This window comes from Veronia nyctiphanis, from assembly GCF_004116385.1.
Taxonomy (GTDB): Bacteria; Pseudomonadota; Gammaproteobacteria; order Enterobacterales; family Vibrionaceae; genus Veronia; species Veronia nyctiphanis.
In genome coordinates this window covers 36,218-57,172 of the sequence record NZ_PEIB01000001.1, presented here as the reverse complement: position 1 = coordinate 57,172, position 20,955 = coordinate 36,218, and the positions used below count along the sequence as shown (strand labels likewise).

Sequence of the window (20,955 nt, the reverse complement as noted above, 5' to 3'; positions counted from 1 at the left end):
CGATTGTTTGTTAAAAGTCACTACATTCGTGATCTCAATCTCATAATCAGCGACTTATATGCCAAATTTTGAGCTCATTCACATTCTACGGGCGTGATATAATCTGGCTATCCAACCCATTTTTCTGCCATATATGCTTAATAATTCTTTAAAAAAAGACATTCGGACGTGCTACGAGAACCTGCGCGAACAATTAGACAATTTTATTCCCCGCAAAGCGCAGAATTATCTTGTTGCAGAATTAGCGAAAACGCTGGCAGGAGAATATAACGCTAAGCGTCAGATTTTTGTGGCAGAAGCTGGCACAGGGATCGGTAAATCGATGGCTTACCTGCTTGGGTCTATTCCCTTTGCAGTGAATAACAACAAAAAAGTGGTGATATCGACGGCAACAGTGGCTCTGCAGGAGCAGCTCATCAATAAAGACCTACCTTTGTTTAACCGCATTTACCCCCGAGAATTTAGCTTTATCCTCGCGAAAGGTCGTCAGCGCTATTGCTGCGCCGAAAAATTAGCGGCGTTAGCAGGGGTAAATGAAGGGGACAATATCGTTGAGCAACAGGTGTTGTTTGAAGAAAAGCCAAAACGAGATGACATTGTACTTGCCGGAGATATGTATAGCGCGCTGAGCAGAGGTAAGTGGGATGGTGACCGTGATAGCTGGCCAAAAACAATACCTGATACCATATGGCGTGCCATCGTTTCAGATAAGCATACTTGCCACAATGGTCTTGCATCGCACAGAAACTGTCCCTTTGCTAAATCTCGCGAACACTTGGACAAAGCAGATGTGATCGTCGCCAACCACAGTTTACTGATGGCCGATCTTGAACTCGGCGGCGGGATCATTTTGCCTGAGCCGGATCAGGCCATATATATGATTGATGAGGCGCACCACCTTCCTAGCGTTGCTCGCGACTTCTCAGCAGCATCGGCAAGTTTACTGGGTGCTGCTGCATGGCTTGAGAAACTTAACCAATCCGGTAGCAAAATTGCTAATACCGCAGACATTAAACGTAGTGGTCGCTTTCTAGATTCACTTCAGTCAAGCATTCAGGAGTTAATTCCTGGCCTGCGGCAAGTCAGAGATCAGCTCAGTGAGTTGCCATTAAATGATGATGGCGCTTTCCGATTCAAAGACGGCGAATTGCCCGAGTCTCTGCATCTCGCTTCAAAGGACTTACAAAAAGCAGCAAAGAAGGCGCAACAGTCGCAAGCAAAAATTCATGACCTCATCTCTGAGCGTTTAAAAGACGGAGAAATCAGCGCACGTCTCGCGGATCCTGTGCTTGCTGAATCCGCCTTCTTTTTACAGCGTCTGGAAAACCTTGAGAAAGTCTGGACATTAATGGCACAGCCAAATGCTGATAAAGGGCGCCGCTAGCACGTTGGATAAAACGTTGCGATGAGAGAGAGCGGGACCTTGTCGTCCATGTCTCCCCTCTTGAGATTGGCTGGCGACTTGACCAAATGCTTTGGTCAAAAGCGCAGGAGTTGGTTTATTTTCTGCCACCATGCGGGCGCTCAATCAGTTTACTTACTTCTGTCGGCAAATTGGTCTGGATGAAAATGACGGCACGCGCTTTCTTGCTCTGCCATCGCCATTTGATTACCAGAACAATGCGCGCTTAGTAGTGCCTAATGTTCCTTATGAACCTCAACACGACAAATTTACCGATAGCTTACCGGCACTGCTGCTCGAGTATCTTGAAGGTGAAACCTCAAGCCTTGTCCTTTTTTCTTCTTATTGGCAAATGAATCAAGTTGCGGAGCTTGTACGGAAAAAAATGAAAGGCAATAAATGGGGACTGCTTGTTCAGGGTGAAGCATCCCGCCATGCCATTCTTGAACGACACAGGAAAAACTGTAAAGAGGGAAAAGTCAGCATTTTGTTTGGTACAGGCAGTTTTTCTGAGGGCTTAGACTTGCCGGGCGACCAACTCACTAATCTCATTATTACCAAAATTCCTTTTGCTGTCCCGACCTCACCTGTTGAGGAAGCACACTCGGAATATATAGAAAGCAAGGGTGGGAATCCCTTCCTGCAAATTTCGGTGCCGGAAGCGAGCAAAAAGTTGATTCAGTCGGCGGGGCGTTTGCTGCGTAAAGAAAGTGATTCTGGTAGGGTCGTTGTTCTTGACCGACGCATCGTCACCCGCCGCTATGGAAAGGCACTTCTTGACTCCCTCCCTCCATTCAAACGGGTCATAGAATACTAACTATAAAAAGGAACATAGAATGCCGGAGATGTTTGACGCATCAATGTTGTCGTTGCTGGCGATTATTGCTTTTGCAGCAGGTTTTATTGATGCTGTTGCTGGTGGTGGCGGAATGCTGATGGTGCCTGCACTGCTCTCAACAGGTCTTCCACCGCACCTCGCTTTGGGAACCAACAAACTTGCCGCCACTTTTGCGACCTCAACAGCCTCGGTAACCTTTTACCGGAAAAAGCTCTTTTCGCCCGGCTTTTGGTTACGTGCAGGGTTAGCAACTCTGATCGGAGCCGTCTTGGGTACCCTGCTCGTTGATGTTATCGACACAGAATGGCTACACAAGTTACTGCCGATGATCATTATCGCTACCGCGGTATACACCATTTGGCACCCGAAAGTGAAAGGGGAACTGGACCAACTACCGAAGAAAGATGGCGATGTCAAAAAGAAGCAGTGGGTTCAAGGGCTATCACTTGGCTTCTATGACGGTGTGGTTGGCCCCGGTGCAGGCGCATTCTGGACGGTATCCACCATGTCGATCTATAAAATCAATATGCTGCTAGCGACCGGGGTTGCCAAGGCAATGAATTTTGTCAGCAACTTCACGTCCCTGATCACTTTTATTATCCTTGGCCATGTTAACTGGATGCTGGGTCTCACCATGGGTCTATGTCTTATGGCGGGTGCTATGTCGGTGCACATTCAGCAATACGATTTGGTGCCAAGTTCATAAGACCGATATTTATTACAGTCGTATTGGTAATGTCGGGTAAACTTGCCATAGATGCTTGGTTTTAACGCGAATAAGGTTCAAAGGTAGCAAATCGCATGACGGTATTGGCGCCAATCAAAGAACAGCTGGAACAATTAGCAAAAAATGCAGCGGAGATTGACCGTCGGCGCGGTGAAAGCAGACAACCTCTGTTCGATGAGAGATTATTCAAATGCCGCGCCCGCTTGCTAACAGCCTGTGTCAATGAAACACAATCTTTGCTGAAAACATTGGAAAGAGAGCAAGATGCAGGGAAGCTATCCGCTATGCGGGCAGATCACCTGTGCGAAACTTTACTTAATCAGGTTTCAGCGCTCCATCGTGAAATGGCGACGATGGAGATCCGTGAAAAAGAAAAAGATTATGCGCCGAAAGCCAAAGCCTCAATCAGCCAGCTTTATCAGGATGTCGCGCAACATCAAAGTTGGGAGCGCAGGCTCGAAGATATGGTGCGTGATTGTGAAACGCAGCTTGGGCAATGCGCAACGTTAAAAGAACAGCAAGCATGCCAGCAAAAGCTATTGGCATTAGAAAAGCGCCTAACACGATGCCGTGATTCTAAAAAGCGCATAGAAGGTAGAATTGCATTCCGGGAGAAAAAAGGCTGATATGCTGCCGTTGATTTACCACCCCATATACTCAGATTTTCCCCTGCCCGAGGGGCACAGATACCCTTTGCAAAAGTATCGATTACTCAAAGAACATATCGACCTTAACCAATGGCCCGTCAACTATCACCAGCCTCACTCCCATAAGTGGCAAAGGCTCTGCGAACTGCATCAGCCAGATTATGTTGAGTCGCTGGTTTACGGTAAATTACCTTTAGCAAAAATGCGCCGTATCGGATTTCCATGGAGTGAGGCGTTAATTGAAAGGAGTATGACGTCACTGGGGGGAACGGTGCTGACAGTCGATAAGGCCATTGAAACAGGTTGTGCGATACACCTGACTGGCGGTTATCACCATTCACATTTTGATTTCGGCAGCGGATTTTGTCTGTTCAATGACCTAATTCTTGCCGCTCACCATGCCCTCTCAGCGCCCGGCATCGAACGTGTGCTGATTGTGGATTGTGACGTTCACCACGGCGATGGCACAGCGACCATGGCAGCAGGTAACGACGAGATTATTACGTTGTCAGTCCACTGCGATAAAAACTTCCCATCGCGGAAGCCGCCCTCTGATATTGACTTGCCCTTACCGCGAAACACACAAAGTGAAGAGTATTTGTCTGCATTCCTTCCCTGTTTGAACCTTGCCTTTCATCAATACCAACCTGATATGGTGATTTATGATGCAGGTGTTGATATTCACGAAGATGACGAATTAGGTTATTTTTCGGTTGATCAGGCAGGAATTCGTGCCCGGGACAATGCAGTTTTCGCTCTCTGTAAAGAGCACCAAATACCTGTCGCCGCAGTCATTGGCGGAGGCTATCGTACTGAACAAACGGCACTTGTTCCCTTGCATGCAGAACTGGTTCGCGCCGCTTTAGCAACGTTTCACAGTGTGGCAACCTAGAAAGACTCAGAGAAGGAAGAGAAAATGACCAAGCCACATCACGGCCTTGATGACGCGCCGGAGGAAGTAAAGCTGGCGGTAGACCTGATTTACTTACTGGAAACCAATGAAATTTCTCCTGAGACAGCGCTAAAGGCATTAGAGATTGTAAAGAGTGACTTAATCAGAAAACAAGAAGTGAGCGAGATTTGATTTGTCAATATTATCAGAAATTTAATCAACTGCTGTAAAGTGCGGTACAGCTAAAATACTGTCAGGCATTTGCGCATGCCCGTGTAAAATAAAACCCGAACAAATCTCACACATTAAGAACAAAGCAGTAAAAATCACTCATCAGATTTAATCAAAACCTGCTTTTGATTCCATTTATATGTATCATTCTGCCGCTTTCATCATGGTTATTGGATTAGTTTCATCTTTCTTGCCGAGAGGACAGCCTGTCACTCTCCCATGAAATCAACCGAACTTTCACCTGATGTCAACGGAATGGATACCACTCACTGGCAATGGATCGCCACTAGATAAGCTGACACATCGGATACCGATATTCCGAAGTGAAATAAGAATCTACAGTGGAGTGTAATATGACGGATGTAAAAGACGCTTTCGTTTCTTTTGTTGATGCCGGTAACGGCGTACTTTGGGGAAGCGTTCTCATTTATCTCCTTATTGGTGCAGGTTTGTACTTTACCATCCGAATGGGCTTTCTTCAGTTCCGGCAATTCGGACATATGTTTTCTCTGATCTCATCCAGCCGACAAGGCGCAGCGGGCGGGATCTCATCTTTCCAAGCCTTCAGCACCAGCCTCGCGGCCCGGGTAGGTACGGGAAATATGGCAGGTGTTGCGGTGGCAATCTACCTCGGTGGTCCGGGTGCCATCTTCTGGATGTGGGTCACTGCACTGGTCGGCATGTCAACCAGCTTTATTGAATCGACGCTGGCACAGGCATATAAAGTCAATAACGGCGACAACACCTTCCGAGGTGGCCCCGCTTATTATATCGAGAAAGGCCTTGGCCAACGCTGGTTAGGGATCCTCTTTGCTATTTGCCTGATCATCGCTTTTGGTCTCGCCTTTAACGGTGTGCAGTCCAACTCTATTGCTGCCGCAATGGATACCGCATTTGGCCTTGACCATACCTTGGTCGGTATTGCTTTGGCAGTGGCAGTCGCACCGATCATTTTCGGCGGTATGCGTTCAGTCGCCCGTGTCGCAGAACTGATCGTGCCTTTTATGGCCCTTGGGTATTTGATTGTCGCTTTCTATGTCGTCTTCATCAATATCTCTTCGTTACCCGCTGTATTCGCGACCATTGTCAAAAGTGCATTCGGCGTTGAGCAGGCAGCAGGTGGAGCCATGGGCTATGCGATAGCTCAGGCAATGATGCAAGGCATCAAGCGCGGTTTATTCTCGAATGAAGCTGGCATGGGCTCCGCACCAAATGCAGCAGCAACAGCAACAACCAACCCTAACCACCCGGTGGCGCAAGGTTATGTCAGATGCTTGGCGTCTTTGTCGACACCATTATCATCTGTACGGCAACCGCAGCATCATTCTTCTTTCTGGTGTCATGGAGCCAGGTAGCGGTCTGACAGGCATCGCTCTGACGCAAAAAGCGCTAGAGGTCGAGGTCGGTAGTTGGGGGTCGGGTTTCATCGCGATTGCGATTCTACTGTTCGCCTTCACGTCGCTGATTGCTAATTATTCTTATGGTGAATCAAACATCGAATATATTTTTAAGAGCAAAATAGCAATCAACCTGTATCGCGCGGCTGTTCTGGTCATCATCATTGTAGGTGCGGTGGTTGACCTGCCGACCGTGTGGTCGTTCGCTGATCTTTCGATGGGGATGATGGCACTGATCAACCTTGTTGCCATATTACTGTTGTCAAACATCGTGTTCGCACTGCTAAAAGACTATGAAGAGCAACGTAAGCTAGGCAAGACTCCAACGTTTGACAGAACCAAGTTTCCGATGTTGGATAAACAAATTGACGCTGATGTGTGGAATAAAAAATAAGCTCGCAGACCCTAATAAAAACAGTACTAAGACAAAAAGGGAAGCCAGTTGGCTTCCCTTTTCTACTATGAGGTTTAATGAGGAGAAGAGCTGAGGATCCGAAGAGCCTCCTTGGCATGCTCGACAGCATCCCGCCCTATTGACGTGAGGTAACCACCATCGCAGCTGGTCACAAGCCCTTTATCAAACAGACGTTCCGTTGCGGCCACTAACGATGGCTCAGCATCGCTGTGAACTTTTATACCAGCCATATCGGATGAGAGAGTAACTTCACCAGTACGTTCATTTCATCTACAAGTTCGTTCGTAAATGGCATATAACCTCCTGAAAGTGGACATTCTTATTTTGCCTGCATCCTGAATACTAGATTAACCTGACTTCCTTTGTCTGACTCTGCGCCAAGTCCAATTAATGGAAAAACGCCGCCTGAATTGAGTCTACCTTTCGGTAATTTTAAGTCTGTTCAGAAGTAACAGATTTACCAAAAGAAAGCACCTCATTGCCTTTAGAAGGGGCATGCGGAACCATACGTGCCATCACCAGAGAGGAGAGGGCCAGTAAGCTTCCGACCAGGAATACCAGCGTCACAGAATGTAACCACACCACTCCAAGCAAGACAGGGATAAATACAGCGGCGATGTGATTAATAGTAAAACTGACACCTGATGTCGCAGCAATATCTTCAGGATCAGCGATTTTCTGAAAATAGGTTTTTATCGCTATTGCCATAGCAAAAAACAAGTGATCAAGAACATACAAACCTGCTGCTATGTGGCTGTTCTCCACAAAGGCATACCCCGTAAAAACTGCAATCAGTCCAATGTATTCAACCGTCAATGCTTTGCGCTCACCCACTTTTCCGATCCACGCACCGATTTTCTCGGCAAATAACATGTTGAAGACATAGTTAGCGATGAAGAGCAGACTTATCTCACCCACTGAATAGCCGAACGTCTCAACCATCATAAAGCCAGCAAAAACAATGAAGATCTGCCTTCTTGCACCACTCAGAAAGGTCAGGCTGTAATACAGCCAATAGCGTTTTCGCAAAACCACTTTCCGATGTTGTTCGTGCACTTGTCGAAACATTGGAAAATACAGCCACAGCACGACGACAATCGCAAATCCGACAAAGCCAAACGCCATGTATACGATGTTGTAGCTCACGCCGAATACTTCCATCAATAACCAGACTCCGCCATAGGCCAGTAAGCTTGCCGCGCCTTTCCATGCCATCACCTTTCCCATAAAGGCAGCACTTTCGGATTTATCGACCCATTGCAACGTCAAAGATTGGTTGACGGTTTCAAAGTAGTGGAAGCCAATAGACATCACCATGGTGGTCAGATAGAGACCATAGGTAGAAGGAAACCAGCCTGTTATCGCCACACCGAGACACATGACAGCCAGAAATATCAGCGCAAAGGTCTGCTCTTTAAACCAAAGGAGTAAATAAATGGCCGTAAAGGCCAAAAAGCCGGGCACTTCGCGGAGGCTTTGTAAAATACCGATTTCCTGACCCGTAAACGCAGCTTTTTCCACCACGAAGTTATTGAGCAGTACATTCCAGACAGAAAAAACCAGCGTCATGACAACTGCCATTAACACCAGCAAAAATTTTGTATCACGGGCCATATTCACCTCAGACTGTTGTTTCTTTTGTCACTATATACAAGCGCAAAACGCTTTAATACTTGGCAGGCACTTTTCGTGCATTCCGCGAGTCAGTCAGAAGAAAAAATGTAATCGAGAATAAAAATGAAGGAGTAAAGAAGATACCTGCCAGTATCAGCGTAATCTGGCAGGTAATAAAATGCAGAGAACTAAAGCTGCTTCAGGTTGTACCCTTTGTCCGCAAGCTGTTTGAGTAACCCAACATCACCGGACAAGTGACCTGCACCTACGAGTACGAACTCGGTGTTATCGTCACCAAACAAGCGCTCAATTTTCGGCATCCAGTTATTATTTCTCTCGACAATCAGGTTTTGGTAAAGAGCGGGATAGTTCTCTTTGGTGTCCTGATTAATCACCAGCTCGAGCGCTTTCATGTCACCTTTTCGCCAGGCAACCATAAGCTCATCCATCTGTTGCTCAAATTCAGGCAAATCCTCTAACATCTTTCGGATAAACGCGTCTTCATTGTCTTTGCCTAGCTCTGACAGAAACGTAAGCTGCTCCTCTACCGTTTCTAAACCTGAAACAGGCTTACCATCTGAATTGGCTTTATTTTCGAAAAACGCATCAACGCCTTGCCCGTCTGCACCGATTTTTTGCATTTCAAACATCGTCAACTGAGATAAAAGCATTCCAGGCTTAAACACATCGACTTGAGAAAGGCCCATTCCATAACCTTGCATCGCTTTATCAAGCTGCGCTTTGGTGTTATCTCTCAACTTACTGCTTAAGGTGCTGCCGTCGTGATAGACACCATGCGCGATAACTTTTTCTGTCAGATCAGGATTATCTAAACCCGTCACTTCGAAAATTACTTCCTGAGACTTTTGATACGCTGCATCATAGGCAGGTGGAAGTGGGTAGGCGCTGCTCGGTAGCGCATGAATTGTGCCGCCAAGGTAGACAACATCGTCCCCCTTGGATACTTCCCATACCGCTGATTCAGCATGGACAGCAACTGCAGTGGAAATAAGTGATACGCTCAGAATTCCTTTAATAAGGTGATTTAACGCTTTACCTGTTTTCATTAAAATTTGTCTCCAGCTCAGTTCAGACAAAAACTCAACATCTGGCAACAAGTACCAAATCATCGTTAACTTATAGGTTTACGCGATACGACGGTATGCGTTTGTCTGAATCAGGAACCAGCTTCAACAAATTTTCCATACAAAAAAGCAGCGCTAAGCGCTGCTTCCAAATATGCGTTTTTTCAATTCTTACAGTTCAATACCGACAATAAGCCAAGGCGCATTTGGTACTTTCAGGTCACGCTCAAGGTGCCAAACATCAGTAATGTCCTCTTCGACACCTTCGTGAGAATCACGATAACGACCGCTGAATTTCAGGCTGATACTTGCAGTTGCCTGGTCATGGTCAGCGCGAACAATTTCTGCATCAACAAACATCACTTCAGTATGCTGCTCACCAGACAACGACGCACGCTCTTTGCTCAGCTCATTGTATAGCTCAGGGTTTACGTATTCCTGAATTTTAGCCAGATCGCCTGAGTTCCAAGCTTCTTGTAACGTACGATAATGGTCACGTGCACCATTTACAAAGCCCGTCATGTCAAAATTAGGCGGGAAGTTATGTGGCACATCATTAGAGACTGCACCGAAACCACCAGCGCTGTTAGAGCCAAAGCCGCTTTCAGACTGAGGTGCTGCCGACTCACGAAACGCATTTTGGTTTTCGTGGAAGTAGCCTTTTTTCTCGCCAGAAGTGCCTGCCATTGCAGGACCTTGCTGTCGCATGGCACCGTTTTTCGCCGCCATCATAGACTTAAAGATCTTGAACAAGATAAAGGCAATCACTGCGACAATCAGGATATCCATAAACTGGAGACCTTCAAACGCACCGCCTGCAAACAACGCAGCCAGTAAACCACCAGCCAGTAAGCCACCAAGCAAACCGCCCATCAGGCCTTTCTTCGATGAACTCTTTGTCGCTTGTTTCTGATCCAGAGAATTCTTCTGAGGTTGGGATTTAGGTGCTGGGGCAGTCTTATAACTCTTGCCAAAAGATTTGCCGCCCCCGAACTTCTTGGCTTCCGCATGTGGTGCAGCTGTAACCACCACGAACATCAGCGCAAACATAGCAAAAAAGCGTTTCATTGCGTCCCTTACTTGAATATTGAGAATTATCGACATGCTAGGTTCTCCTCGTAGAATGTCAATGTAAACAAAGATAGCAAATGTAACATTTCAGTTCTAACCACATTTCTGGATTTCCTCATTTAACTACAACACACAATGGTTACGGGGGGTATTGCAGCTAGAGTCAAAATTGAGCAACTGAAGAGAATGAAACAGGCGGAATAATGTATTCCTTGTCTAAATTAGCAACAAGGTACAGCCCACTCTTGGATCAAGTTTGATAAATGTGTGTTGCTTCCTCTTGTAAACTTGCCTTTTTGTACTGGCACAATAAACTGGTGAACATTGTTCATCAAAGAACCGGAAGCACCTATGGCACGCCGAAATGACCACAGTCGCGACGAACTTGTAGAAATGACGCTGACTGCCGTCGAGCAATTCCTAGCAGAAAAGCCACATCAGCAACTGAGTTTACGAAAAGTAGCCGCAATGATTGGCTATGTACCCAGCACTCTCATCAATGTATTTGGCTCTTATAACCTTCTCTTACTTCATGTTGTAGCCAGAACATTAGATGATATGGGTCAAACAGCGCAGGAAAAAATTTCCACCTGTACAAGCGCTGAAGAAGGCCTCAACGTGTTGGCAAAAGTCTACCTAGATTACGCAAGAGATAACCCTCATCGTTGGCAGTTGGTTTTCCAACACAGCATGAACGGACAAGAGCTGCCGAAATGGCACAGTGATCGTATCGATAACATGACCGGACTCATCGAGCAGATGCTTGAGCAACTGGCTCCATCGAAAGATAAAGAGACCGTCATTGAAGCCAGCCGTGTTCTCTGGGCAGGTGTTCACGGTATCACACTGCTGACTGTAGATGACAAGCTTTTCACTGATACACCTGTTGATGGTGATGCTCTGATTAACAACTTGCTCAACGGCTATCTCTCTTCATGGCAAGGTAAATAATCACAACAATAAGCCTCTGGAGTAAATAATGACGACACAATCGGGCCTGCTGAAGCAGCGGCGCTTTTTACCGTATTTCATCACTCAGGCTCTGGGGGCTTTTAACGACAATGTCTATAAAAACGTCCTGCTGATATTGGTGGCCTTCGCGGCACCGGGTACGTTAGCGGTGAACAGTGATACATTTATCAACTTGGCCGCAGGTCTGTTTATTCTCCCCTTCTTTCTCTTTTCTGCGTTTGCGGGCGAGTTAGCTGATAAATACGAGAAGTCGTCGCTGATACGCGTCGTCAAGCTGATTGAAATTGTTCTGATGAGTGCCGCTGCCGTTGCATTCGTCACCGAGAGCTACACGATTTTGCTGTTGCTTCTTTTTCTTATGGGTACACAATCGACCTTCTTTGGTCCGGTGAAGTACTCACTTCTGCCGCAACAACTTAAACCCTCAGAACTGGTTTCTGGTAACGCCCTAGTTGAAACTGGTACTTTTCTGGCGATATTGATGGGAACCTTGGTGGCAGGCTTATCGCCAATCAAGAACAAGGGCGGATAATAGCAGCTGCCTCTGTCGTTATTTTTGCTGTTCTTGCTATCTCAGCGCAAGATATATCCCAGAGGTGAAAGCCAGTAACCCCGATCTTAAAGTCCGTTTCGCTCCAATCAGCCAAATGCGAAAAACATTGTCCATTGCGCACGCTGACAAAGTTGTTCTGCAATCAATTATGGGGATTAGCTGGTTTTGGTTTTTGGGTGCAAGCTATCTGACTCAATTCCCTAACTACGCCAAAACCTACCTTGGGGGAAGCGAAGCAGGTGTATCATTTCTTCTAGGGCTGTTTTCTGTCGGTATCGCCACAGGTTCATTGCTGTGCGACAAATTATCTAACCACAGAATAGAACCCGGCATAGTGCCAATTGGCAGCCTCGGTATTACCATTTTTGCAGGTCACCTTTTCTTCACCACACCAGACGCTGTGCCAGCCACAACGGGTTTTACCGATTTCATAACTCACCCTGAATTATTCTGGGTATTTATCGATCTTGCTTTTCTCGGCATATTTGGCGGTATTTTTATTGTTCCGCTGTATGCCATGATGCAACAAAGAGCCAAAGATAGTGAGCGCTCACAGGTCATCGCTGCAAACAATATCTATAACTCGCTATTTATGGTAACCAGTGCAGTCATTGCGATTATCATGTTGGGGATTCTTGAGATCAGCATCCCCACATTTTTCCTTGGCTTGGCTGTCACCAATTTACTTGTCGCACTCTATGTCGGAAGACAAGTGCCCCTGTTCGCACTGCGCTTTTTTATTTGGTTACTGAGCCACACCATGTATCGCGTCACCCACAAAGATCTGCACAATATTCCTGAAAAAGGTGGTGCATTACTGATTTGTAACCATGTCAGCTACGTCGACGCACTCTTGCTCGCGGGCGCCTGCCCTCGCCCTATCCGCTTTGTGATGGACGAAGATTACTACCACATACCTGTACTGCATTATTTTTTCCGCGCTGCCAAGGTGATTCCCATCCATACTTCGAGCAACTCCATTCGAAAAGCGCTGGATACGGTTAAAACCGAACTGGAAGCGGGTGAGGTGGTATGTATTTTCCCCGAAGGGCACCTGACTTCTGATGGCGAAATGATTCCGTTTAAACGCGGTATTGACCTCATTCTCCGCCAAACGCCGGTTCCTGTTGTTCCTATGGCACTTCAAGGGCTCTGGGGTAGCTATTTCAGTCGAGAGGGAGGCCGCGCCTTGCTGAAATTACCCAAACGTTTCTGGTCAAAAATTACGATTGTCGCCGACGCACCTGTCCCTCCGAGAGAAGCACGTTCCGATCAAATGTTTGAAAAAGTTGCCACACTTCGCGGCGATGCCCGTTAACACGGGCTTTCCGCCAGCACTCAGCATTTCATTCCATTTAAACAGGATTAAATAACTTAATCCTGTTTATTACCTTATTTTTATCTGGAAGCTATTTAAATCCTTACGGTGATTAGTGTATTTTATGGTTGATAACAATAAACAATGCCGGGAAAGAACATGCAAGAAGTCGGGATGTCTTCAAAGTTGGACAACGTCTGTTATGACATTCGGGGGCCAGTGCTAAAACAGGCGAAACGCCTGGAAGAAGAAGGCCACAAAATACTCAAACTCAATATCGGAAACCCAGCCCCATTTGGCTTTGATGCGCCTGATGAAATTCTGGTGGATGTCATTCGCAACCTTCCCACTTCGCAAGGTTACTGCGACTCGAAAGGTATCTACTCAGCACGTAAAGCGGTTGTTCAGCATTATCAGAAACGTGGAATGCTTGATTTAGATGTTGAGGATGTTTACATCGGTAATGGCGTGTCTGAGCTTATCGTTATGGCGATGCAGGCGCTGTTGAATACCGGAGATGAGTTGTTGGTGCCTGCCCCTGATTACCCATTGTGGACAGCGGCGGTCTCGCTTTCTGGCGGTAACCCGGTGCACTATATCTGCGATGAAGAATCTGACTGGTATCCGGATCTCGACGATATAAAAAGTAAGATAACCCCAAACACCAAAGGTATTGTGTTAATTAACCCAAATAACCCAACGGGTGCCGTCTACAGCCGAGATTTCCTTCTGGAAGTGGTCGAGCTGGCGAGAACACACAAGCTGATCATTTTTGCTGACGAAATCTACGACAAAATTCTCTATGACGGTGCACAACACCACTCTATTGCGCCGCTGGCACCGGATGTTTTCTGTGTCACCTTTGGCGGTCTATCGAAGTCTTACCGTGTTTGTGGCTTCCGCGCTGGGTGGATGCTTCTTTCTGGCCCGAGGCACCTTGCAAAAGGCTATGTTGACGGTTTAGACATGCTGGCTTCGATGCGCCTTTGTGCCAATGTACCCATGCAGCATGCTATTCAGACAGCACTTGGAGGCTACCAAAGCATCAATGAACTGATCCTCCCTGGTGGACGTTTGCTTGAGCAGCGTGATAAAGCGTATGAGATGATCAATCAGATCCCTGGTGTAAGCTGCGTCAAGCCGAAAGGCGCACTTTATCTTTTCCCTAAAATCGATACCAAGCGGTACAACATCCATAACGATGAAAAGTTGATGCTGGACTTTCTGATGCAGGAAAAAGTGCTTATGGTACACGGGACGGGCTTTAACTGGCCTAAACCGGATCACTTCAGAATTGTCACCTTGCCTCGTGTGGATGATCTCGAAATGGCGATCAGCCGATTTGAGCGCTTCTTGTCTGGCTACAAACAATAACACCGTACACAAAACATCAGCACATCTGAAAAGCCCGTTATACGGGCTTTGTTCTTAAATACTCGACAACATGAGGAACAGCAAACAGCAAACCAACCACCGCACCAGCGACATGTGCTTCCACAGCCACGGACGCGCCGATCATCTCAGTGGTTGATGCCGCACCACCATAGATGACCTCATAAACAAGCTTTGCTAACAAGCCAAAAAACAACAATCCACTGAAACGAATACCGCCCAGCATATCCCTCACAATACCCCATGCAAACAGGCCATGAAGTGTGCCGGATAAACCTGCATATAACCCGTAGCGACTGGTGAACATCACCAACCAACGGCTGCCATACAACAGAGTAGTAAAAGCAAGAGCTCCCGCATGCGATAATATTCGCGATGCATCCAGCCAATAACAGCCAAGCCCGCTACATTCATCAATAAGTGAATAGCGTTGGTGTGAGTAAGGTTTCCTGATAATATTCGCCACCACTGACCATTGAGTATGAGCTCGCGGCTCCATATAAAATATGGCTTAAGGTCCGGAAGTTGGGCGACAAGTGCAACTGCCCCTAAACACACTAAAATTACGACTGGCAAATTGTCTCCATAATCCGAATTCTTGGCCGCTATCAGAATCGTCAATATTTGATAGACGTACTGAATAAATCATAACGCCACTATAGTCAGCGAAATAAACACGATGCAACAAAACACATCACGATACTGCCAACGCTGTAACAAAGCGCATAAAGCTTGCATATGTGGCTGGATATCACCGGTTGAAAACACAATTCCCCTGCTGATTCTTCAACACACCTCTGAAGTCAATCATGCCAAAGGCACTGCTCGTATTTTGTCTCTTTCTCTTTCCAATTGTGAAGTCATTGTTGGTGAGTGTTTTGATGATAACAGCGCCTTTCAGGCTCAGCTCAATCGAAAAGACGTAGATTGGCATATTCTTTACCCCAACGAAAACGCAACATTAGTTTCGTCACCAACATTGAAAGCCAGAAAAAAACAGATTGGTCTGATTCTTCTCGATGGTACTTGGAAGAAAGCATATAAGATGTTCCAGCTGTCCGAGAGTATTAAGCACCTACCTTCTCTGACACTGCCCTCGGCCTTATCCGGTCATTACAAAATAAGAAAAACATCTAAAAGCGGTGGTTTATCGACAGTAGAAGCAGGATATCACGCTCTTTCCCTACTCTTAGGTCAACCAGAGCACTATCAGCCTCTACTTTCGTGTTTTGAAAAAATGGTGGATTTTCATATTAATCAGCTGCCCCCCGAAATCTACGAAAGGCAGTTTGGCGCATCAAAAAAAGATTAACGAATATCGTAAAGCGGGCCCTGACTCGATGCGGTAAACATGGTGGCATGAAGGCGTTGAGCAAACCCATCTGTCATACCTGAAATATAATCAGCGATCACCCGTTTTCCACTCCTGCCTTCAACGATTGCGCAAAGCCAACTCTCGCGAATGGCAGAAGGCAACAGACGCTCTGGATCAGAGTCGAAAGCATCGAAAAGCTCCATCACCAACTGTTGGCCTTTATATTCAACCACCTGAAGTTCAGGCTTTTTCACCACATACACACTGACGAAACGTTTCAGAATATCAAGCACCTGATACATGTTATCCGGCATGCTTGCTTTCCACTGCAGCAGTGGTCTTCAAACGCATTCAACCCATCCTGCACAGAAGGCAATATCGTGATAGAGGTCAATAAGGTATTTACAAGCGCACCAATGGCGTCTTTTCTCTCATGATAAGGGCCAAACATCTGCTCACTGAGATAACCAATATTTTCCTCAAGCCACGGGTCATTACATTCAGCAATTTTACTTGCCACCGCGACCTGCCATTGTTCACGGGTAACGATCCCCATAACGATGGCATCTTCAAGATCATGGACGCCGTAAGCTATGTCATCCGCCAGCTCCATGATAGAGCAATCGAGCGATTTAAAACGTGGCTTTCCATGCTGATTTTCGTTTGGATCCAACTTCAACGAGGTAAACAAGGCCTTGTCGTTGTCACTCAGAGGTTCCAGCACCCAGTCGACGCGTTTTTCATCACAGTCATATAGGCCTTTGGCAGGGTGCCAATCATCAACTTTTAAGTGGCGAAAGCTGTCGACATCCTCTGCTGACTTCGTCTTTCTGACATCGTTGATAGCAACTGGGTATTTCATCAGTCCAAGCAATGTCCGTCGCGCCAGATTCATCCCGTCATTTTCAGTGTACGGCTCTAGCAAAGTAACGATACGAAATGTTTGTGCATTCCCTTCAAAGCCACCGTCATTTCGCATCAGATAATTAAGCGCTATTTCACCACCATGGCCATAAGGAGGGTGACCAATATCATGCGCTAAACAAAGGCTTTCCATCAGACTTGTGGATGGCAACAAATCACGAAACTCGGGCTGTTTTTGCTTTAGCTGGGCGACAATACCAGTACCAATCTGTGACACCTCAAGAGAATGCGTAAGGCGGGTGCGATAAAAATCATTATGCCCTACCCCCAGCACCTGAGTTTTCGCCTGCAAGCGACGGAATGCCGCAGAGTGAAGGATACGCGCTCTGTCTCTTTGAAAAACAGACCGACGATCATCTCGACGCTTTTTATTCTCTGATGCCAGACGCGCCTCCCAAGCATCAGAGGGAATATAGTTACTCATCACTGATCTCATCTAAGGTGAGGGTAAAGCTCGCCGCGAAGGTATTCATGAAGTATTCGGTCGCGTCACTTCGACGTTTAGCCATGGTTTTCTCAAGACGACTTTTTGCCAGTTTGAACTCGTGATTACCCGCGGATAATTCTTCAAGACATTTCAGGTATGCGCAGATTGAGTCAGCCTGTTTGACTAACCTGTAGTCTGATTCATCAAGCTCTGAGCTGACAATCAGGCTGCGGTAATCTGCCTGAAACTCTTCTGGTAACATAGAAATGAGTTTCTCTTCCGCAATCTCCTCTATCTTCTTGTATTCATCGGCGATTGCAGGGTTAAAATATTTGATGGGCGTAGGTAAATCCCCTGTTATAACTTCACTACAGTCATGAAACATCGCCAGTAATGCGACTCTTTCAGGGTTGTAATTCCCATCAAACTTTTTATTCTCTATCAAAGCCAGTGCATGAGCGACGAAGGCTACCTGAAGACTATGCTCAGAGATATTTTCGTCAAAGACATTGCGCATTAGAGGCCAGCGATAAATGAGCTTCATTCGGGCAAGGTAGGCAAAGAAATGGCTGGTATTTGGGTGCTTTGTCATATCGTCCTTACAATGATAAGCGCAATGATTAAGTATTTTCACTCGCTCATCGCTAATTAATGACGAAAAATAATGCTTAATTCATTGTGTTGCCAGACATTCCAATACTCAAGTAAAAAGCACTGAAAAAAAGAATTATCTTTGTTTGAAGGTTAAGCTAATGTGTTGCGGAAGGTAATTAAGCGGGGAGAGCGTGCTCCCCTGCACACAGCAGAGTTTCTGGGGAGTTAGATCTTTATCCTATCGCGATTCTTATCCAGAGTACTTTCACCTATTCCTTTCACGTTAGTGATATCTTCAATAGATAGAAACGGCCCGAACTCATTGCGGTAGTCGACAATCGCTTGTGCTTTCTTAACACCTATCCCCAACAGTATTTTATCCAGCTCATCAACATCAGCCGTGTTGATATTGACCATTTCAACTTGAACTTGCATGCTGTCTTCAGCGACCGAAATCGGGCTCAAGACTATAGTGATTGCAAAACAAACTGCAGCGACCAGATTTTTCATGTTTTCCTCTCTTGGCGTTGTATAAAATTCACACAAGAGACTAATCATCAAAACTTTGCCATCAAAATAGCAGAGTAAAAAAACAGACGGAGCCCTCTTTGGACTCCGTCATAGTTACTTATCAATTACAACAGCAAATAATATTACTCGTAGAAGATTACTCGGTCTGTTCTGCTGCACTTACCAGGTAAGTGACGCCAGTTTTATCTTTTAACTGCTGTAATGTCGCCGAAATATTGGTATTCGCCAACGTTCTCTCTACACGCGTTGCCAGCGGGTTAGCTGCAGTGAGTTGCGCCGCTTCTGGCTCGTTAACGGCTTCAAGCGCTACAACAACTATATCTCCGTTGATATTCGTCGTGGTGCCATATCGCTTTTGACCTTCCTCTGGGTTACCAAGAGTAAATGCCAACTGAGCCACCTCACGCTGCTGAGAAACACGCTCAAGCACTTCAGACTCACCGAAGCTATAGCCTGAGTTGTTCAACGCATCTGACTTCCCTTCAGACAACTCTGCCACCAGTGAATCAGCCAAAGCTTGCGCCGCTTTCTCACCTTTTTCATCAGAGAGCTTCTGTTTAACCTGCTCAGACACATCCTCGAACGGCAGAATAGTCTCAGGCTGGGTATCTTCAATACGAACTACAATGATGTTCTCTGAGCCCAGCTCAATGGCTTCTGAGTTCAACCCATCATCTTTCACTTCTTCACTCTGCAACACACGGATAACAGAAGGGTTTGACAGGCTACCTGACAACTCGTCAAGAGAGACCCAATCCGTTGTCACCACTGATTGATTAACGGCTTCAGCGGCGTCATCAAGGCTATCTGGCATCTCAAATGCTTTTTCAGATAGCGCAGTTTGCATTGCATAGAATTTCTCAGCCGCATGTTGCTGTTTGAGTTGCTCAACAATTTCAGCTTTCACAGTCTCAAGCGGTTTAGTGACAACATCTTTCAGGTCATCCAGCTTAAGGATGTGATAACCAAATGACGACTGAACCACCTCTGACAGTTGACCTTTTTCCGACATTGCGAAAGACGCTTTTTCAAACTCAGGGTCCATGACTCCAGCTTCAAACCAATCGAGTTGACCGCCTTGTTCAGCACTGAATGTGTCAGCAGAGTTTTCTTTTGCAAGCGTCGCGAAGTCTGCACCCGATTTCAGCTCTGAAAGCAGCGCCTCAGCTTTCTGTTTTGCTTCGTCACTATCGCCTTCAATAAGAATATGACTCACTTTACGCTGTGCAGCAGTACTGTAAGTCCCCTTATTAGCCTCGTAGTACTCCTGAACCTCTTCATCAGTGACTGGGGCATTGTCTGCAATAGAATCGCCTGAGACCTCAACGTAAGCGATCTTGAACTTCTCCGGACGCACAAATTGTGATGCGTTCTGTTGATAGTAATCTTGAAGTTCTTGCTCAGTCACGTCAGCTTTCGCTGCGAAGTCACTAACAGGCAGCGTCAGTGTGCTTACCTTACGTGTCTGGTTCTCAAGCTTATATTGGCTGTCTAACTCACCCTTGAGGACAAATTCACTGCCCTGAAGGCCGGAAACAAGTTGCTCTCTCACCAACTCACGACGCATGTATTCTGCAAAGCTCTCTGGTGTGAAGCCTGCACGGCGGAGTGCCGCTTTATACATATCATTGTCGAAGCTGCCGCCTTGTTGGAATTGAGGCATTGCCAGAATCGCTTCTTTGATCTGTTGGTCGCTGATACGCATCCCCAGTTCAGAAGCTTGCTCTTCCAACAAAACGTCATTCACCATGCGGTCAAGAACATTTCTACGGAATTCCGCCAGGTAGCTAGGGTCGCCCAGCAAAGCGGTAAAGAACTCACCCGCCTGATTTTGCATACGAGCACGCTCGTTCTGATAAACCTGTTCGAAATCATTTCGACTGATCTCACGATCGCCGACTTTTGCAGCGGGAGTACTGGTACCGCCTACCAGATAGTTGCCCACACCGGCAAATACAAAGGAAAAGATAATCAATGCCAGGATTATCTTCACCACGAAGCTATTAGCGCCTTCACGCAGTCGTTCCATCATAACTTGCCGTCACTCCTACTCTTGAAACTACTGTTCTTCAAAATACTGTATTGAACTTGTTGCATAATTAAACAACTAAAAAGGCGCATCCGAGATGCGCCTTTACACTCTTATGGAGCCTGATTATACGCTCAAGTCGCTATGTTTAAAGCCTTTAACCAACATGGTGCGACAAAAGACAAAGGTGCGGCTTAGTTTACTGCGTCTTTGAGCGCTTTACCTGCCTTAAAGCCAGGCACTTTAGCGGCTGGAATGTTGATTTCTGAACCTGTTTGTGGGTTGCGGCCTGTACGCGCTGAGCGCTCACGAACAGAGAACGTACCGAAACCAACCAGAGCTACCTGATCGCCGTCTTTGAGCGAATCAGAAATAGCTTCGATCAGTGCATCCAATGCACGACCCGCTGACGCTTTTGACAGGTCAGCATTTTCTGCGATTTTTTCTACTAGCTGCGACTTATTCACGTTAAATCCCCTTATGAAGCAAATCCGCAAATCCCATTTTTTGCGGTATAAAGACGACTCTCATCGTCCATTATTGTTAAACCTTGTTTCTACTTGACGCTGCTGCATCAGAGT

15 protein-coding genes and 6 pseudogenes are annotated in these 20,955 nt (G+C 46.3%); 10 read left to right on the top strand and 11 right to left on the bottom strand.

All coding sequences use genetic code 11. From position 1 onward, the window contains the following. The first annotated feature begins 133 nt into the window (after positions 1–133). The 6 genes and pseudogenes from dinG to CS022_RS00235 all read left to right on the top strand — a co-directional run bounded on the left by dinG (position 134) and on the right by CS022_RS00235 (position 6,528). Positions 134–2,219, top strand: a pseudogene (gene dinG, locus CS022_RS00260) (ATP-dependent DNA helicase DinG). A gap of 19 nt (positions 2,220–2,238) precedes the next feature. Beyond that, a pseudogene (locus tag CS022_RS00255) lies at positions 2,239–3,011 on the top strand (TSUP family transporter). A 30-nt stretch (positions 3,012–3,041) separates the two neighbouring features. Continuing rightward, complete coding sequence (locus tag CS022_RS00250; protein WP_129120608.1) at positions 3,042–3,593, top strand: primosomal replication protein; 552 nt, start codon at positions 3,042–3,044, stop codon at positions 3,591–3,593. Between the two features lies 1 nt (position 3,594). Further along, entirely contained in the window at positions 3,595–4,506 is a 912-nt protein-coding gene (locus CS022_RS00245) for a histone deacetylase family protein (RefSeq protein ID WP_129120607.1), read from the top strand. A gap of 24 nt (positions 4,507–4,530) precedes the next feature. Next, positions 4,531–4,698: a pleiotropic regulatory protein RsmS gene (gene rsmS, locus CS022_RS00240; protein ID WP_129120606.1), complete on the top strand. Its 168-nt coding sequence runs from the start codon at positions 4,531–4,533 to the stop codon at positions 4,696–4,698. Positions 4,699–5,090: 392 nt separating this feature from the next. Continuing rightward, positions 5,091–6,528 (top strand): annotated as a pseudogene (locus tag CS022_RS00235) (alanine/glycine:cation symporter family protein). 74 nt (positions 6,529–6,602) lie between these two features. On the opposite strand, the pseudogene CS022_RS00230 reads toward CS022_RS00235, so the two are convergent. From CS022_RS00230 to CS022_RS00215, 4 genes and pseudogenes are all read right to left on the bottom strand, one after another. Beyond that, positions 6,603–6,844, bottom strand: a pseudogene (locus CS022_RS00230) (TIGR02647 family protein). 137 nt (positions 6,845–6,981) lie between these two features. After that, entirely contained in the window at positions 6,982–8,163 is a 1,182-nt protein-coding gene (locus CS022_RS00225; protein ID WP_328590295.1) for an MFS transporter, read from the bottom strand. A gap of 188 nt (positions 8,164–8,351) precedes the next feature. Next, a complete protein-coding gene (locus CS022_RS00220; RefSeq protein WP_161569508.1) occupies positions 8,352–9,230 on the bottom strand; it encodes a TraB/GumN family protein in 879 nt (292 codons plus the stop codon). Positions 9,231–9,419: 189 nt separating this feature from the next. After that, the gene (locus CS022_RS00215) at positions 9,420–10,316 is read right to left on the bottom strand and encodes a Tim44 domain-containing protein (protein ID WP_129120849.1); all 897 of its coding nucleotides are present in this window, start codon (positions 10,314–10,316) and stop codon (positions 9,420–9,422) included. Between the two features lie 354 nt (positions 10,317–10,670). Here CS022_RS00215 and CS022_RS00210 point away from each other — a divergent pair, with 354 nt between their 5' ends. From CS022_RS00210 to CS022_RS00200, 3 genes and pseudogenes are all read left to right on the top strand, one after another. Next, the gene (locus CS022_RS00210; RefSeq protein WP_129120604.1) at positions 10,671–11,270 is read left to right on the top strand and encodes a TetR/AcrR family transcriptional regulator; all 600 of its coding nucleotides are present in this window, start codon (positions 10,671–10,673) and stop codon (positions 11,268–11,270) included. 28 nt (positions 11,271–11,298) lie between these two features. Beyond that, positions 11,299–13,162 (top strand): annotated as a pseudogene (locus tag CS022_RS00205) (MFS transporter). Between the two features lie 159 nt (positions 13,163–13,321). Then, entirely contained in the window at positions 13,322–14,536 is a 1,215-nt protein-coding gene (locus tag CS022_RS00200; protein ID WP_129120603.1) for a pyridoxal phosphate-dependent aminotransferase, read from the top strand. Between the two features lie 37 nt (positions 14,537–14,573). Here the strand turns inward: CS022_RS00200 and CS022_RS25680 are convergent, their stop codons facing one another. Beyond that, positions 14,574–14,867: a rhomboid family protein gene (locus CS022_RS25680; protein ID WP_235869163.1), complete on the bottom strand. Its 294-nt coding sequence runs from the start codon at positions 14,865–14,867 to the stop codon at positions 14,574–14,576. Then, the gene (locus CS022_RS27885; protein WP_408057194.1) at positions 14,861–14,968 is read right to left on the bottom strand and encodes a hypothetical protein; all 108 of its coding nucleotides are present in this window, start codon (positions 14,966–14,968) and stop codon (positions 14,861–14,863) included. The genes CS022_RS25680 and CS022_RS27885 overlap by 7 nt, the downstream gene beginning before the upstream one ends. A gap of 265 nt (positions 14,969–15,233) precedes the next feature. Between CS022_RS27885 and CS022_RS00190 the strand changes: the two genes are divergently transcribed. After that, positions 15,234–15,866 (top strand): tRNA-uridine aminocarboxypropyltransferase, encoded by a 633-nt coding sequence (locus tag CS022_RS00190; protein WP_129120602.1) that lies wholly within the window; start codon positions 15,234–15,236, stop codon positions 15,864–15,866. Here the strand turns inward: CS022_RS00190 and CS022_RS00185 are convergent. From CS022_RS00185 to hupB, 5 genes and pseudogenes are all read right to left on the bottom strand, one after another. Further along, positions 15,863–17,229 (bottom strand): annotated as a pseudogene (locus CS022_RS00185) (anti-phage deoxyguanosine triphosphatase). The gene CS022_RS00190 and the pseudogene CS022_RS00185 sit on opposite strands and share 4 nt — an antisense overlap. Next, positions 17,210–17,812: a 5'-deoxynucleotidase gene (gene yfbR, locus CS022_RS00180; protein WP_129120601.1), complete on the bottom strand. Its 603-nt coding sequence runs from the start codon at positions 17,810–17,812 to the stop codon at positions 17,210–17,212. The pseudogene CS022_RS00185 and the gene yfbR overlap by 20 nt, the downstream one beginning before the upstream one ends. A gap of 227 nt (positions 17,813–18,039) precedes the next feature. Then, positions 18,040–18,324, bottom strand: coding sequence for a ComEA family DNA-binding protein (locus CS022_RS00175; protein WP_129120600.1), 285 nt, complete (start codon positions 18,322–18,324; stop codon positions 18,040–18,042). Positions 18,325–18,481: 157 nt separating this feature from the next. Further along, positions 18,482–20,377, bottom strand: coding sequence for a peptidylprolyl isomerase (gene ppiD / locus CS022_RS00170; protein WP_129120599.1), 1,896 nt, complete (start codon positions 20,375–20,377; stop codon positions 18,482–18,484). A gap of 191 nt (positions 20,378–20,568) precedes the next feature. Then, on the bottom strand, positions 20,569–20,841 hold the full coding sequence (gene hupB, locus CS022_RS00165; RefSeq protein ID WP_129120598.1) for a nucleoid-associated protein HU-beta: 273 nt from the start codon (positions 20,839–20,841) through the stop codon (positions 20,569–20,571). Positions 20,842–20,955 lie beyond the last annotated feature (114 nt).

Excerpts from the sequence above, each read along its gene's own strand:
- CS022_RS00175 (WP_129120600.1), bottom strand. The coding sequence starts at position 18,324 with ATGAAAAATCTGGTCGCTGCAGTTTGTTTTGCAATCACTATAGTCTTG.
- CS022_RS00210 (WP_129120604.1), top strand. The coding sequence starts at position 10,671 with ATGGCACGCCGAAATGACCACAGTCGCGACGAACTTGTAGAAATGACG.
- rsmS (WP_129120606.1), top strand. The coding sequence starts at position 4,531 with ATGACCAAGCCACATCACGGCCTTGATGACGCGCCGGAGGAAGTAAAG.
- CS022_RS00200 (WP_129120603.1), top strand. The coding sequence starts at position 13,322 with ATGCAAGAAGTCGGGATGTCTTCAAAGTTGGACAACGTCTGTTATGAC.
- CS022_RS00250 (WP_129120608.1), top strand. The coding sequence starts at position 3,042 with ATGACGGTATTGGCGCCAATCAAAGAACAGCTGGAACAATTAGCAAAA.
- CS022_RS00245 (WP_129120607.1), top strand. The coding sequence starts at position 3,595 with ATGCTGCCGTTGATTTACCACCCCATATACTCAGATTTTCCCCTGCCC.
- yfbR (WP_129120601.1), bottom strand. The coding sequence starts at position 17,812 with ATGACAAAGCACCCAAATACCAGCCATTTCTTTGCCTACCTTGCCCGA.
- ppiD (WP_129120599.1), bottom strand. The coding sequence starts at position 20,377 with ATGATGGAACGACTGCGTGAAGGCGCTAATAGCTTCGTGGTGAAGATA.
- CS022_RS00225 (WP_328590295.1), bottom strand. The coding sequence starts at position 8,163 with ATGGCCCGTGATACAAAATTTTTGCTGGTGTTAATGGCAGTTGTCATG.
- CS022_RS00215 (WP_129120849.1), bottom strand. The coding sequence starts at position 10,316 with ATGAAACGCTTTTTTGCTATGTTTGCGCTGATGTTCGTGGTGGTTACA.
- CS022_RS00220 (WP_161569508.1), bottom strand. The coding sequence starts at position 9,230 with ATGAAAACAGGTAAAGCGTTAAATCACCTTATTAAAGGAATTCTGAGC.
- CS022_RS27885 (WP_408057194.1), bottom strand. The coding sequence starts at position 14,968 with ATGAATGTAGCGGGCTTGGCTGTTATTGGCTGGATGCATCGCGAATAT.
- CS022_RS00190 (WP_129120602.1), top strand. The coding sequence starts at position 15,234 with ATGCAACAAAACACATCACGATACTGCCAACGCTGTAACAAAGCGCAT.